The organism is Streptosporangium sp. NPDC004631 (assembly GCF_053601935.1).
Map to the genome: position 1 here is coordinate 149,893 of NZ_JBSGCR010000001.1, position 15,091 is coordinate 164,983.

Below are 15,091 nucleotides of genomic sequence, written 5' to 3' on the forward strand. Positions count from 1 at the left end.
GCTGTCGAAGGCGAAGGAGGACAGCAGCAGGAACCGCTCGGCCTCGCCGCCGTAGGCCACGGCGCGGGCGGCGAGCGAGGCGACGACGTTGCGGTGCTCGACCACGACTCCCTTCGGCTGTCCCGTGGAGCCCGAGGTGAACATGACGTAGGCCGGGTTCGCGGGCGCGGCACCGCTGACCGGGTCGCTGTCCGGCTGGTCTCCGGCGACCCCGATCCCCGGGTCCACGACGATCGCGCCGGGCCCGTCCGGGACACGGGATGCCAGACGCCGCTGGACGAGCACCAGCCCGACACCGCCGGCCGTCACGAGCGCGTTGATCCGCTCGTCCGGTTGGCCGGGATCCAGCGGCAGGTAGGCGCCGCCAGCCTTGAGCACCGCGAGCAGGGACACGATCTGCTCGACGGAGCGCTCGGCGAGCACCCCGACAGTCGTCTCCGGGCGGACGCCGCGCCGTCGGAGCATGTGCGCCAGCCGGTTGGCCCGCCGGTTCAGCTCCCGGTAGGTGAGCATCGCCGTGTCGAGCTGCACCGCCACGGCGTCCGGGCGTGTGGCGGCCTGCTCCTCGATCAGCTCGTGCAGGCAGCGGTCGGCGACCCGCGCGACGGGGCCGGACACGAACGAGGCGAGCGACTCCCGGTCGCGGTCCGACAGCAGCGCCTGCGCGTCGTAGCGGGCGCCGGGGTCGGTGACCATCGCCTCCATGACCCGCACGTAGCAGTCGCGGACGCCGTCCATCAGCTCGGCGGAGAACTGCAGGCTGTCGTACTCGATGCGGACCTCCAGGTGGCCGGTCTCCCGGTTCAGCCGGAAGATCCCGCAGAACGGGAAGGTCGACTCGCCGTACAGCTCGTCGGCCACGTGCTCGACGCCGCGGTCCTTCCACCGGTCCAGTACGGCGAACACGTGGTAGTTGGTGAAGAAGAACAACGCCTCGGCCAGCGGTTCGTTGCCCTGGTGGCGTTTCAGCTCGGCCATGGGCAGCCGCCGATAGGGCAGGGAGGCCCGCTCGGACTCCAGGGTGGCGAGGATGAGGTCGCGCCAGCTCCCGCCGGCCATCCGCACCCGCAACGCCAGGCTGTTGACGAACAGCCCGATCGCGGTGCTTCCGTCCGCGGTCTCGGGCCGGCCGTTGGTGACGGTGTAGGTCAACGTGTCGGTGTGGCCGCCGTAGGTGGACATGACGGCCATGTGGGCGGCCATGAGAGCGGTCTTGAGCGGGACGGCGTTGGCGAGGGCCAGCTCCTTGAGCCGGTCCGAGAGCTCGACCGGGACGGGGATCTCGATCCGCACGATCTGCCGGTCGCCCTTGTCCGCCCGGGGGCCCGCGTCCATCCGGGGCAGCCGCATCAACGTCGCGTCGGCCAGGTAGGAGTCCCAGAACTCGTGGTTTCGCCGGTCCTCCAGAGCGGCCAGCTCCAGCGCGACCGCGTCCCGCATCGTCGACGTGGGCGGCCGGATCGCGACCGGCTCGTCAAAGACGATCGAGAAGTAGTGGCTGAACAGCTCGGCGATCATCAACGCCTCGCTCCAGCCGTCCACGATCTCGTGGTGGAAGCCGTAGGTGAACTGGAAGACGTCGTCGGCGACCCGGTGCACCGTGAACCGGATCAGCGGGTACTCGTCCAGGTCGAAGCCGCGCTCCTTCTCCCACTCGATCCACCGGCCGATACGGGCGTCCTGCTCCTCGGGCGCCATCTCGCGCAGGTCCTCGTGGTGCAGCGGAGTCTCGAAGACGCCGTGCACGAGCTGAAGCGGGCGGCTGAAGGTGGACATGTCAAACGAGGTGCGCAGCATGGGGTGCCGCTCCAGGAGCTGGCGAACCACCACGCGCATCACGTCCAGGTCGAACGGGGCACGCAGCCGCACCGACGCGATCGCGTGGTACACCGCCGACTTCGCCGCGAAGTCGCGGTGGAAGATCATGCCCTCCTGTAACAGGTTCAACGGGAAGGCGTCCTCCACCTCGGCCGGCATCCGCGTCCGGTCCTCCTCGCGCACCAGCGCGAAGGGCTCGGTGCGGGGCGGCGCATCGGGTTCCTCCCGCGCGTCCAGGTACGCCGCGCACTGTCGCACGGTGGGCAGCCGGTGCAGGTCGGCGACGGTGACGTCGACGCCGCTGGCCTGTGCCCGGCTGGCGATCATGACGCTGCGGATGGAGTCGCCGCCGACCGCGAAGTAGTTGTCGTCGATGCCGACGCGGTCCAGGCCGAGCACGGTCGCCGCGGCGGCGGCCAGGATCTCCTCGGTGGCGGTTCGCGGCGGCACATAGTCGGCGGTGACGGCGGTGTGACCGGCCGGTTTGGGGAGCGCGGCACGATCGAGCTTGCCGTTGGCGGTCACCGGCAGCTCGTCGAGTACCACGAACGCGGCCGGAACCAGGTGGTCGGGCAGGTGCCTCCGGCAGTGCTCGGCGAACTCGGCGGAGCCGGCCGCCGCCGCCCCGTCCGCGGGTACGACGTAGGCGACCAGCATCAGCTCGCCGGCCAGCGGCGAGGAGCGGCCCGGATCCTCGTCCCGGTGGGCCACCACCACCGCCTTGCCCACCGTCACGTGCCGCCTCAGCACGCTCTCGACCTCGGCGGGCTCGATGCGGACGCCACGGATCTTCACCTGGTCGTCGGCCCGGCCCAGGTATTCGAGGGCGCCGTCCGGCCGCCGGCGGGCGAGGTCGCCGGTGCGGTACAGCGTCCCGTCCCCGAAGGGGCTCGGCAGGAAACGGCTCTCGGTCGGCTCCGGGCGGTCGAGGTAGCCGAGGGCGACACCGGCCCCGCCGAGGTAGACCTCACCGACCACGCCGTCGGCCACCGGCTGCCGCCTCGGGTCGAGCAGGTACGCCTGAGTGTTGGCGATCGGAGTGCCGATGGGGACCGGCCCCGAGCGCGGGGTGCTCTCGTCGACGACATGGGCGACGCTGCCGACCACCGTCTCGGTGGGGCCGTACTCGTTCACCACCCGTGTGCCGGCCGCGCGGAACGGCTCGACACTCTCGGCGCGGAGCGCCTCGCCGCCGACGACGAGGGTGCGGACGGCGCCCGCGATCTCGGCGGGCTCCAGCAACTGGTTGACCACGTCCAGGTGGGTGGGAGTCAGCTTGACCAGGGTGAGGTCGCGACACGAGCGCACCGCCGCCACCAGCCCGACCACGCCGGTCTCCTCGGGCAACAGGATCACCCGCTGCCCGACCAGCAGCGGCCCCAGCAACGCGGTCAGCGTGAGGTCGAAGCTGATGGAGGAGTGCACCACCGCCCCGGTCCCCTCCCGCAACCGATAGGCCTCGGCGCACCAGCGCAGGTAGTTGGCCAGGCCCCGGTGTGTCACCCGGACGCCGTTGGGGACCCCGGTGGTGCCGGAGGTGTACATGACGTAAGCCAGATCGGACGGACCCGCCTCCACCGCCGGTGGGGCGTCCCGCCCGGTGCCGGCCTCCTCCTCGTCAAGGGCAAGGACGGCCGCCTCGCACGCCCCCAACCGGCCGCGCGACTCACGGCTGGTGAGAAGCACCGGGGCCGCCGTCTCCTCCAGTACGAACTTCAGCCGTCGCACCGGATAGGCGATGTCCACGGGCACGAACGCGGCGCCCGCCTTGAGCACACCGAGGATGCCGACGAGCAGCTCCGCCGACCGCCCGAGGGAGACGACGACCCGGTCCCCCGGGCGCACCCCGAGCCCGGCCAGCCGGTGCGCGAGCCGGTCGGCGCGGGCGTCGAGCTCCGAGTAGGTGGTGCCGGTGCCGTCGGCGACCACGGCCACCGCGTCCGGGGTCCGCCGTGCCTGCGCCGCGAATGCCTGGTGCACCGGGGTTTCCGGATGGTCGACGGCCGGTCCCCGTCCGGACGCGAGCACGCGCTTGCGCTCATCGCCGGACAGCATGCCGATTTCGCCGATCGGAGTGTCCGGGTCCGTCAGTACGTTCCGCAACAGGATGACGAAGCACGCCGCGATGCGCGCGGCGTGTGCCCGGTGCACCCGCCCATCGTCGTAGCCGACGTCGAGGGTGAGCCGGTTCTCACCGAGAACGCAGGTCAAGCGGAGCGCGGCGTCGGCGGTCGCGGCTTCGAGCACCGGAACGAAGGTGACCCCGCCGGATTCGAGCGGCTCCGGTGAGTCCACGGAGTCGAACGCGAAGAACGGAGCCGCCGGCTTCCCGGCGCGGTCGACCGGCCTCCCCGGATCGAGGTGGTCGATCCGCTCCGTCCATTCGGCGCGCCGGCGCCCGCTCTCCGCCAGCAGCTCCCGGAACGGGGTGCCGGGGGTGAACCGGCAGGCGACGGGAACCTCCCGCTCGAACGCCCCGACCGCGTCACACAGGCTGGGGTAGGAGCGCCCGGAGGCGACGCCGGCGACCAGCACGTCGCGCTCCCCGCAGAACCGCCAGGTGAGGACCTCGAACAGGGCGGCGAGCACGGCCTGCGGGGTACTGGACCAGGCGGCCGCGCACTCCGTGAGCCGTGTCGGCAGCTCCGGGTCCACCGTGTCCCGGTGCGACCGCCACCTCCCGGCGCCGGTTCCCGTCTCCACCACACCGGGCACCGGATCGAACAGCTCAGGGGTGAGGTGCGCCGCCCAGGCCGCTCGCTCCGCCGCACCGTCCTCGGCGCTCAGCAAATCGTCGTGCCAGGCGGCGAAGTCCGCGTACTGCATCGGGGGTTCCCGCTCCGGCACCGCGTCCACCGCGTCGCCCGCCCGGTAGGCGGAGGCGATCTCCGCCAGCACCGACCGCAGGGAGCGACGGTCACCGACCAGGGCGTGGGCGCTGAGGACAAGGAACGACCGGTCCGGGGCGACGCTCGCCATCGCGGCCCGGAAGGCCGGTCCTTCGACGGGGTCGAGGCCGGTGCGCTCGTCGTGGCAGAGCGCGTCGAGGGAGACGCCGGGTGACTCCGCGACACGCAACGGCGAGGGCCCGGGCTCGTTGATCACCTGCAGCGGGGCCGCGCGTCCGGCCAGACCGACGAAGCCGGTGCGCAGAGACTCGTGCCGGGCCACAACGGCTCGCACCGCGGCGGCGAGCCGTGCGACGTCGACCCGCCCTTCCACGCGGATCCCGAGCTGCGCGTACCGCTGCTCGCGGCCATCAAGCCGACGCGCCCATCGATGGCGCTGCAGCGGGGAGACCCGATACCCGGCATTCGCCATTTCAGACACTGTCTGCCTCCCCAGCACAGTGGTCCGCCAGGACCCTTTTGTGATGTTCTACAGAATTTGTCGATTCAATGGTGTCGAGCGATGTCGGCGACTGCAGGACGGTCGCGGGGCGGCCGTGAACCGCTCTCCTGCCCAGGCCCGGCCGGAAGAACGGCCGCCACCCCGGAATGGCCGTCACCCTTGCGTAAGAACCGGCTGCTGCTTTGAATAGCTGTCGCCCCCCGATAGGATCGACTATCGCCTCAAATAGCAACTTCCTCCCACGCCAGGTTGCACTGACGGCACGGGAACCTCACATTGGCAACAGAATCATATCAACAGATCTCCAGAAAATACTACGGCCATCCTCAATATTTCGTGACCTTCATGTGATAGTTGAAGAATCTACATTCAGGCCGGAATCCCGCAGGCCGGAGCGGCCGATTGCCCACCGGGAGTTTTGGGGACGAAACAGGTAAAGCGGTGCTCGTCCGCACCGGTGAAGCGCGGTTACACGCCGGAGCGGGGGCGTTCCTCACCAACGAGAACGCGTATTTTGGGCCGACCGCCCAGGTTGAACGTACCGGCGATCTCACGGACCCGGACATCGGGCCGTCCCCGGCCTCCCGCATTATAGGTCGGGATCCAAACATTTTCGGGCAGGACCAGAATGGCGTACTGCAATTCACCGCGAAAGCCCGCGGCTAAACAGGTCAATCAACTCGGCCAATTCGATCAGCCGCGGCGCGGCCAGGAAGTCGCCAAGCGGCACCGTTACCCCCCACTCCCCGGCGACGGCGTGCAGCAACCGAACGGCGCGCCCGGGAGTGCCGCCGGCCCGGAAGAAGTGGTCGGCGCGATGGACCTCCTCGACCTCAAGCACCCCGGCCCACAACGCGGCCAGCCGCCGCTCGGTCGCCGTGTGAGGCGGAGCCGAGCCCGCAGGCAGGAGCACGGCGTCGTCCGGTCCGGGGAGCGATGCCGGCGGATCCCCGCCCGCGTCACGGGAGGCGCGTACCCGTGCGAGCCGATCCGGCGGCACCCAGACCAGAACCTGCGGCACATGGCCGCGGGGAAGCCCGTCTCTCATATGCTCCCGGACCTCCTCCTCCGTCGGCATCCGGCTCCCTGCCATCCAGGCGACGAGCGTCGGCGCCGCCATACCGAAGGAGTTGGGCCAGAATCCGGCGGTGACGACCGCCGCCGAGACGCCGGGCAACTCGGCCAGCGCCCGCTCAAGCGCCTCCGTCTCCAGTAGGCGGCCGCCCAGAGACACGTATCCGGCGATGGGGCCGGAAAGCTCAAGAGCACCCTGGGTCGTGCGGAGCCCGCGATGGGTGCTCCGATGACGCCGGGTCCCCCTCCCGGCCGGGTCCGGGCCGAACCGCTCCGCGGTCGCCCTCGGACCGCCCAGGTAGCCGAGCCCGGCCACGGGTGCGGTAAGCGCGCCGCCGACGCCGGTGGGTACCGGGAGGCCTGCCCGATCGACGATGGACACCGCGCGTCCGGCGGCGGGCACGCCCAGATTTCCCACCCCGCGCTCCACCCCCGCCTCCGCGTCGAGCCGGGCGACGGTCAGCGTCTCGCCGACCTCCGGCCAGCCGTGTTTTCCCCACACCCGGAAACCGGCCGCGGCGAGCTCGGCGACCGGACGCGCCGGCACCGGCGCCGGGCCGCACCACACGTCGATGCCGGCCTCGGTACGGATGCCGGCTGCCAGCAGCTGCCGCCACCGCCCCGGTTCGGCCTGGATCACAGTGATCTGCTCTGATGTGTTCCATGTGCCGGTATCGCCTGGCCTGTCGTGGGGGAACACCAGGGTGGCGCCCGAAAGGAGCGCCAAGGCGACGGCCGAGGCCGTCCCGCCCCGATCGTCCAGCAGGGCGACCCGGCTCCCCGGCCCGAGGCGGGCCGCGTCCGTGAAGGCGACGGCCTCGGCCACCAGCGCGCGATGGGGCAGAACAACCCACTGGTCATCCACTTCGGAGGGTTCCACGGCCGCGGCCAGCTCCGGGTGCGTCGTCGCCCTGACCGTCGCCGGCGACATCGCGGCTCCGGCCGCGAGGTCAACCGTGTTCCGCGCGGAGACGCCCCACGTGCCGGCGGACGTTCCTCCGGTGATCGCGGTGGGCGTGCCGAGCGCGGAGACCAGCCGCTGGAAGCGTCCAGGGCTCCACCGCGGACCGGCGCCGTCGACCGGGACCCCACCGGCCAGAAGCACGGCGGTCGTCGCCACAATCCGATCCTGCCAGTCGTCGAGCAGCACCAGCACCGGCCGCCCCGGCGGTCGTGACCGCGTGCTCAGCAGGGCCGCCACCGCTCGGGCCCGGCGGGCCAGACCGTCGAACGACAGCTGACGGCCGGCGTGGCTGATCGCGACGGCGTCGGGCGTGCGGGCGAGCCGCCGCGACAGCAGCCCGGCGACGGTTCCCTCCTCAAAGGCACGAGGTTCCACCTCCGCCCGCGCCGGCGCCCTCTCCCCGTCGATCAGGATGTCGAGCCGGGAGAGGCGGATGCCGGGATCACGGACAACCTGTTCGAGCACCCGCCGGTACCGTTCCGCCCACCGCTGCCCGGCGGCCGTCTCGAACAGGCGGCTGCTGAGCGTCAGATCAAGCTGAATCGCTCCCGAGCCGTAGTCATAGGCTTCGAAGAAGAGGTCCGCGGTCCACAGCACACTCTCGTCGAGCTCCGGGACCTCTATCCCGAAGCCTCCCACCGTGATCTCGGGCGACAGTTCGAGCACGGCCGGTGGCGTGTTGTGCATGCTGAACCCGACCTGTTTGAGGGGATGGGGGCGCAGTGCCCGCTCCGGATCCACCCCCGCCACCAGGTAGGGGAACGGCAGGCGTTGATGGTCGTGGGCGCGGAAGCACTCGTCGCGCGTCCTGGCCAGGAGATCCTGGAAGGTGGGGTCACCGGAGCAGTCCCCGACCACGACAAGGTAGTCGGAGAAGCAGCCGACCACGCGTTGCGCGGCGGGTGACCTGCGGGCGGCCGACGACGAGTAGGTCACCGGGCGTTCAACCGAACAGTAGCGCGCGAGCAGGGCGTGGAAGGCCGCGAGCATCGTGACGAACAGGGTCACCCCCCGGCGGCGGCTGAACTCCCGCAACCGGTCGCCGAGCCCGGAGTCCAGCCTGGTCATCACGTAGAAGCAGGCCAGGTCGTGCCCGTCCGGGCGAGGATGGTCGGCCGGCAACGGCACGGGGACGACCCCCGCCAGCCGGCGCCGCCAGCGCCGCAGCTCCGACGACGTCCGGTCCGCGGTCCAGTAGGCGCGCTCCTGCACGCCGTGGTCGGCCTGCTGAGACCGGGCCGGAGACGGTTTCGCCGGCCGTCCCGTGGACGACGCCTCGTAGCACGTACGCAGGTCGCCGGTGAGAAGGGACATCGACCACAGGTCGGCCGCCAAGTGCGAGATGCAGAGCAGCAGCCCGTGGTCGGCCGGGTCCAGCCGGAGCAGGGCCACCCGCACCGGCGGCGCGCCGGCCGGGTCGAATCTGTGGCCGACCGCCTCGGCCTCGATCCGCAGCACCTCCGCCCGCCGCGCCTCCGGATCCAGACCACCGAGGTCGACGAGTGGTGGAACGGCGACGCCGGGTGGCTCGAAGACCTGGACCGGCTCCCCCGCCTCAAACGGGAACCGGGTGCGGAGGCTCTCGTGTCGCGCGATCACGTCGCGTACCGCGAAGAGCAGGGCGACGGGGCGCAGCGGGCCGGTAAGCCGTGGCAGGAGCGGCAGATTACCGGTGCTGCCCTCGGCCTCCCAGTGGAACACCCATTCCGCCTCCTGCCGGATGGACAGCGGCAGTGGCCGATCCCTGGGCGCCGCCGGCGGTTCCGCGTCCCCCGGCGGTGACGCGGTTGGAGGGCCGGCACCCTTGAGCCGGGACCACATTCGCCGTATCCGACCGCCCAACGCCGTCGCTCCCATCGTGTCTCGGTTGTTCCGGCCGGTAACGGTGCCCGGTCACGACCCTCCGGCGGTCACCGCGTGCCACGGATCTCGGGGATCTCCGGGCACAACCTGCCCTCCCACAGTTGCAGCCGCTTGGCCGCCGGAAGCAGTACACGCCGCGGCAACGCCCGCAGCAGGTGGGTTACGAGCGCCGCGCGCCTTGAGGTCAGGATCGACATGCGCAGCAGGTCGCCCCGCCTCGCCTGGTCCATCGCGTCGAACATCTCGGCCAGCAGGCTGGTCTGGAGCTCCTGCAGCCGTTGCGAGGCCAGCTCCGGGCCGTGCAGGCGAACGTGCAGGTCGAGGATGTTGAAAGTCCCCTCGGCGACATCCGACGTGTAGGAGACCAGGTCATCGTCGAGTTCCCACAGCACCAGCCAGGGCCGCAGCAGTGTGAGCAGCCCCTCGCAGTCCGTCTCGGCCAGCTTGGCCAGGACGCGGATCAACACGACGGCGTCGGAGGATCGCAGCCGACAGGCCGTCCGCAGAAGGTCAGGCGTCAGGGGGACCTGACGCAGCACGATACGGCTCTCCAGCACGCCGTAGCGCTCCAGATCGTCCAGCCCCTCCTTGATCGTGTCGTCATACAGCCCGTGACCACGGAACAACCGTTCCAGTTCCCCTTTGAACAGGGCGGTGGAAACCTCGCACGATCCCCGTCGCTGCGCCTCCTCGTAGGCCAGGTCGCCCTTGTAGACGAGCGCGGCGAAATACAGCAGCAGGGGTTGAACCCGGTACATGTCCTGCCGGCTGATGCCCAGCGCCCGCCAGCACCCGGGCGGATAGGCGGACAGCAGCCGCCCGCCCTTCACCAGCTCTCTGTAGGAGACGGTCGGCTCGTGCCAGGACGGCTGCGCGCCCGGGCCGTGTACGGGGTCGTACAGGCGTGCGAATCCGCCGGGGTGACGATGGGTCATTTCTACCTCCGACGATCGTGGGCCGAGGCGGACGGGGGAACGGCCAGCAGTTCCTGGTACATGGCGTCGGAGGACAGCAACTCGTCATGTTTTCCGAGAGCACGGATCCGCCCCTCGTCGAGCAACGCGACCTGGTCGGCCAGACTCGCGACCGCCACGCGGTGGGTGACCGCCAGCACCGCCCGGTGCGCGGCCTGTTCGACGACGGCGCCCAGCAGGATCCGTTCGCTCCGGGCGTCGAGCTGGCTGGTGGCCTCGTCCAGCAACAACACCTCGGGGCCGCGGAGCAGGGCGCGGGCGACGGCGAGTCGTTGCCGTTGACCGCCGGAGATCGCCACCCCGCGCTCGCCGACCGGGGTGTCCAGACCGAACGGCAGGGCGTCGACCCAGGACCACAGGCCGACGGTCCGCAACGCGCCGGCCACGTCCGCCCGGCCCGGATCGGGAACGCCGTAGCGCACCGCCTCCCCGATGGTGCCGCCGAGGAGCGGGGCGTCCTGCTGGACATAGCCGAGCCTGCGCCGCAGGTCGTCCCGGTCAAGCTCGCGGAGGTCGACCCCGTCGAGCGAGATGCGCCCGCGCTCCACGTCGGCGAAGCGTTCGACCAGACTGAGCACCGTCGTCTTCCCGGTACCCGATGGGCCGACCAGCACGGTGAGTCCACGGTGCACGTCCATGGTGACGCCCCGCAGGATCGGCCGGCCGTCGTAGCCGAACCACACATCCTCCAACTGGAGCACGCCCCCCCGGCGACGGCCGTCCAGGCCGTTCCGGACGCCGGTGGCCGCCGGACGGTCGCCGGCCTCGGGGGGCAGGAGCTCCAGCTCCCGCACCCGGCGTACCGCCGCCAGCCCCTCGGCGAACGAGGAGCCGACCATGGCCAGCGTCTCCACCGGTCCCCGCAGATACACCACGTAGAGCAGGAACGCGATCAGGTCGCTCAACGTCAGGGCGCCCGCGGTCGTACGTGCCGTACCGACCAGCAGGACCACGATGAAGGAGAGCTCGATGCCCGTGACCGCGATGACCTCGACCGTGGCCTCGGCCCGCCCGGCACGGATCGCGGCCCGGTAGGACGATTCCGCCGCCTCGCGGGCCAGCCGCCGCTCGTGCTCCTCCGTACCGGACGCCTTGACGGTGCGGAAGGCGACCAGTGCCCGCTGCAACACGCTGGTGAGACCACCGAGGTGGCTCTGGGCCTCCTCGCTGGCCTCGCCGACCCGGCCCAGCGCCCACGTCGCGGCCACCGCCGACAGGCCGAACAGTGTGGCCACGGTCGCCAGGAGGACCAGGTCGATGCCGGCCATCACCAGCACCGCGGCCATGATGGTCAGCGGTGCGGCCGCACCATGCACCAACATGCCGGTGACGGTGTGCCGTAGCACCGTCGTGTCGCTGCCGACCCTCGACAGGAAGTCTCCGACCGGCCGGTGCTCCACGACGGACACCGGGGCGCCGAGGATCCGCCGGACCAGCCGGTGCCGCACGTTCAACACGATCCGCTGGCCGAAACGCTCCAGCAGGTAGGTGGATAGCCAGGTGAGCGCCAGTCCGGTTACCGAGATCCCGACGAGCAGGATCACCGGTCCGGCCAGGCTCTCCCGCGTCCCCAGGCCGTCCACCGCCGCACGGACCACCAGCGGCTGGGCAAGCGCCGCGCCGTTGGACACGAGTTCCAGGAGCAACAACCCCGTCAGTGTGCCGCGCATCCCACGGGTGTAGGACCACAGCGCGCGCACGGCACCGGCGCCGTCACGTCGGCCGTTCACCCTCGTCGCCTCTGTCTCCTCACTCACCGACTGCGCCGTCCAGGTTCAGATCATCTGAAAGCAGTACGAAAACCGGTTGAGGTGCATGATCATGCAGGACAGGAGCGCGCCGGCCTTGTGATACTCGCTGAGGTTGAAGTAGCTCACCTCGAACGCCAGCAGGCTCGCGATGTCCTCCAGCAACCGGTTCTTGGCGATCTCCTCGGCGTACTCCGACGAACCTCGCCGCAGGTCGTGCAGGTGCGAGGCGTTGAGAATGATGTTGTTCAGGCGCACCGAGTTGCAGATCCCCGCGTAGCACACCGACACGGGTACGTCGATGATCTCGGTGTGCCGTTCGAGCTCCTTGATCTCGTCTCTGCGGTAGAGCTCGGTGCAGACGAGCGTCTGCTTCCGGGTGAGCGGGAAGATGGTGCAGTCCAGGTGATACATGTATGGATCACTCTGCTCAAGCATGACCACCTTCATGTCGAAGGTGCGCTCCATCCACTCGTACGTCCGCCGTTCGGACCGGAGACCGTACCCGCCGACGTACACGTTGTCGTGGAGGTGCTTGAGCTCCGCCTCTCCCTCGAATCTCGACTGCGGCACCACGGCCCGGTACCCCATGGACTCGAAGAACCGCACCCCGACCGGGGTCTCCCCCCGCCTGGGCTCGGACGTGTAGTTGGAGACGACCACGGTGTTCTTGTCGGGAAGGTGTTCCAGCACGATTCCGAGGTTCGCCGTGAAGGGCAGGTCCTGCAGCCCGTGCACCCTGGGAGTCGGCAGCACGTAAACCAGCGCCTCGGCGGCCAGGTATCGATACAGCCCGAGAAACTGCACCATCGCCCGCTGGGCGTCCGGAACACGTTCGGAGTCCTTGATATCCGACATCCAGGCGTTGTTGGCGTTGCCCGTGTCGTAGGAGAACGGGGCATTCATCAGGAATACTGGCCGGTGTAAACGAGTAGGATTGTCCTGTTTACTGATGGGGTCCGCACTCGGCTCGGGCACGGCGGCCTGGCCGGGGGTTGCGAGGGACGTCATTGACTGAGCTCTCCTCACGTGTCGCGCCTGCGGCTTATTTGTCACCTATCCGGACAAGGGGGTCCACAGCGGCCTGGACGTGGTGGCCCACAGGCTGGGTTGGCTCGAACTCGAACCGGTCGGACAGCGGGATGATCAGGTCGACCTGCGAACCGTAACGGATCTGCGAGAACCGCGCCCCCTGCCGGGCGGGCCAATTCTGCCGCAGCTCAAACGGGGTGATCTTGTCTACGTCGTAGTCGGCCACCTGGAGTATGTAATACTCCTGCCCGAGCTCGGATACGTACACGTGGTTGACCATGCGCTGGTTGTGCCGCAGGTACTCCGCCGACCACAGGTCGATCCGCAGATCCCTCAGCAGGTTCTCCTCCATCTCCAACATCGGGTGGTTGTGCGTGGCCAGCGGCTCCAGCCTCTGATAGGAGAGCCGGCCGGAGTACGGCACCCGGTTGACATGGACGTCGAAGAACGTCATGAAGATGCCGATCACCAGACTCGGCTTGTCGTAGGAGGGGTCGCCCAGGGCGTCACGGAGCGAGTAACCCCTGCCCTTGATGTCGAACAGCCCGTCCCGTGGGTGCGCCTGCTCCTGATACAGGATGACCCCGTCGGCGGGTGAGAAGAAGTACGCCGGATCGGCGTAGCACGGACGTGCCGGGTCGCGGAAGAAGTATGTCTCCGAGAGCCAGGACAGCGGCTTGTCGTAGACCGGCCGCACCTCCGACTCGATCCACTCCCCCAGTGACACGGCCAACGGAGCGCACCTCACAGTCCCCTAAAACGTCAAAATCGACCATGGCTGCGACGGGACGACCTGGACGACAGCCGGACTGGACGCCCCAGGATCACGCCTGCAACGATTCCGTGTAAATCAAAGAAAACCAACCTGTTGCCACAGTATGCCAGAAGGTGAAGATCTCGGCATTTTCCGGCCACGCCTAAAACAGATTATACGATTATCCTTATTATGTAGCCCGCTGATTTTCGAACCATTCGTCGAGAACTTCGGACGGCGATCTACGGCCCGGGACGGAATGCAGCCGCCGCGAATTACAGATGAGCTTCACCTCGGGGAAGCGCCTGCTGGGGCCGTCGAAAAGAGACGTGTTCCCGCCCTTCAGGTGCAGGTCGAAGAAGGCGGCTATGTAGGCGCGCTGCGCCGCGACGGCACGGCCGGGGTCGATGGTCCCGATGAGCGCGGCCGCCGGCACCTTCAACTGGGGGACCATCACCTCCGCGTCGGTGAAGGTGTAGTGCTGGGCGCCGGTGAACCGCAGCTCGCGCTTCCAGCCGCTCGACTCGTCCCAGAACGACCTCCAGGTCGGGTCGCTCGCCCTGGTGTGCGACTCCGCCGCCACCTGGAGGAACGGCTTGGCGACCCCGGTCTGCGCGACCGATCCGCGGAAACCGCCGTCGAGGTTGACGCCCGCGTCGACGCGCCGGTCCTTGTGCACGAGCTGAGCGGCCGTGGCTCCCCCCATGGAGTGACCCAGCGTCCCGATACGCGACAGGTCCAGGCCACCGCGCAGCCCGGCGGGGAGCGACCTGCGTTCGGCGTCGGGGTTCCGCCCGCGGCCGAGGCGGGCCAGCTGGTCGAGAACGAACGTCATGTCCTCGACCCGGACGTCCTGCGCCTTCCTCATGTCGTCCTGCGTGGGCTTCGGCGGGACTCTTCCTCGCTCGACCCGGCCGCCGGGGAACTCCACCTGCGCCGCCTCGTAGGTGTGGTCGACGTTGACGACGACATAGCCTCGGCTGGCCAGATCCTCCACCACGGTGGCGCCGATCGTCCGCGGTGCGCCGAACCCGGCCGAGAACAGGACGACCGGGAGTTTCCCCGCCGCCCGGTTCACCGGAGCACCCGCACGGGCGTGGGTCTCCGTCGCGGCCCAGTCCACCGTGCCGGGCTTGAGACCGAAGAGCGCGGGTGCCAGGGTCCGGTCGAAGTCGGCCGCGGCGAGCGGCGTCATCTGCGGCGCCAGGAGATGGTTCGCCGATCTCCCGGCTGGATACCAGAGGCTCACCATGAGCTCGCGGTGCCGCTGGGAGGTCACCCAGGGGTCCGGGCGCGACCGGTCCACCAGGTGCAGGGAGACCGTGCCGATCGGCCGCCCTCCGGTGGGTGGCGACAGTGTCATCGTGATGGCCGGTGGGTTCAACCGGCCGGTCGCCTCCGCCGGTGCGGCGATCAGGGGCACGGCGGCGGCGGCGGCCGCCAATCCGGCGAGGCACGCCTGGGACCTGGACATCGATCATCTCCTTCTAGGGGGTTCACATCCTGGGAGAAG

At 69.9% G+C, this 15,091-nt stretch carries 7 protein-coding genes (1 of these 7 cut by a window edge); all 7 read right to left on the bottom strand.

Annotated elements, in window-relative coordinates; genetic code table 11:
• A protein-coding gene (locus ACWEF2_RS00545) for an amino acid adenylation domain-containing protein (RefSeq protein WP_453811077.1) crosses the window boundary here: on the bottom strand, positions 1–5,139 show its 5' portion. Its footprint begins 1,191 nt before the window's first position; 5,139 of the gene's 6,330 nt are visible here — the first part of the coding sequence; it begins with the start codon at positions 5,137–5,139; its stop codon lies off the left edge, out of view.
• 673 nt (positions 5,140–5,812) lie between these two features.
• Complete coding sequence (locus ACWEF2_RS00550; protein WP_453810860.1) at positions 5,813–9,064, bottom strand: condensation domain-containing protein; 3,252 nt, start codon at positions 9,062–9,064, stop codon at positions 5,813–5,815.
• A 53-nt stretch (positions 9,065–9,117) separates the two neighbouring features.
• Positions 9,118–10,005: a hypothetical protein gene (locus ACWEF2_RS00555; protein WP_453810861.1), complete on the bottom strand. Its 888-nt coding sequence runs from the start codon at positions 10,003–10,005 to the stop codon at positions 9,118–9,120.
• Positions 10,006–10,007: 2 nt separating this feature from the next.
• Positions 10,008–11,801: an ABC transporter ATP-binding protein gene (locus ACWEF2_RS00560; RefSeq protein ID WP_453810862.1), complete on the bottom strand. Its 1,794-nt coding sequence runs from the start codon at positions 11,799–11,801 to the stop codon at positions 10,008–10,010.
• Between the two features lie 18 nt (positions 11,802–11,819).
• Positions 11,820–12,698: a dimethylarginine dimethylaminohydrolase family protein gene (locus ACWEF2_RS00565; RefSeq protein ID WP_453810863.1), complete on the bottom strand. Its 879-nt coding sequence runs from the start codon at positions 12,696–12,698 to the stop codon at positions 11,820–11,822.
• 139 nt (positions 12,699–12,837) lie between these two features.
• Complete coding sequence (locus ACWEF2_RS00570; protein ID WP_453811078.1) at positions 12,838–13,551, bottom strand: phosphatidylserine decarboxylase; 714 nt, start codon at positions 13,549–13,551, stop codon at positions 12,838–12,840.
• Positions 13,552–13,768: 217 nt separating this feature from the next.
• A complete protein-coding gene (locus tag ACWEF2_RS00575; protein WP_453810864.1) occupies positions 13,769–15,052 on the bottom strand; it encodes an alpha/beta hydrolase family protein in 1,284 nt (427 codons plus the stop codon).
• Positions 15,053–15,091 lie beyond the last annotated feature (39 nt).

What these genes read in the sequence shown, in the direction of transcription:
- ACWEF2_RS00550 (WP_453810860.1), bottom strand. Translation starts at nt 9,064, where the DNA reads ATGGGAGCGACGGCGTTGGGCGGTCGGATACGGCGAATGTGGTCCCGG.
- ACWEF2_RS00555 (WP_453810861.1), bottom strand. Translation starts at nt 10,005, where the DNA reads ATGACCCATCGTCACCCCGGCGGATTCGCACGCCTGTACGACCCCGTA.
- ACWEF2_RS00565 (WP_453810863.1), bottom strand. Translation starts at nt 12,698, where the DNA reads ATGAATGCCCCGTTCTCCTACGACACGGGCAACGCCAACAACGCCTGG.
- ACWEF2_RS00575 (WP_453810864.1), bottom strand. Translation starts at nt 15,052, where the DNA reads ATGTCCAGGTCCCAGGCGTGCCTCGCCGGATTGGCGGCCGCCGCCGCC.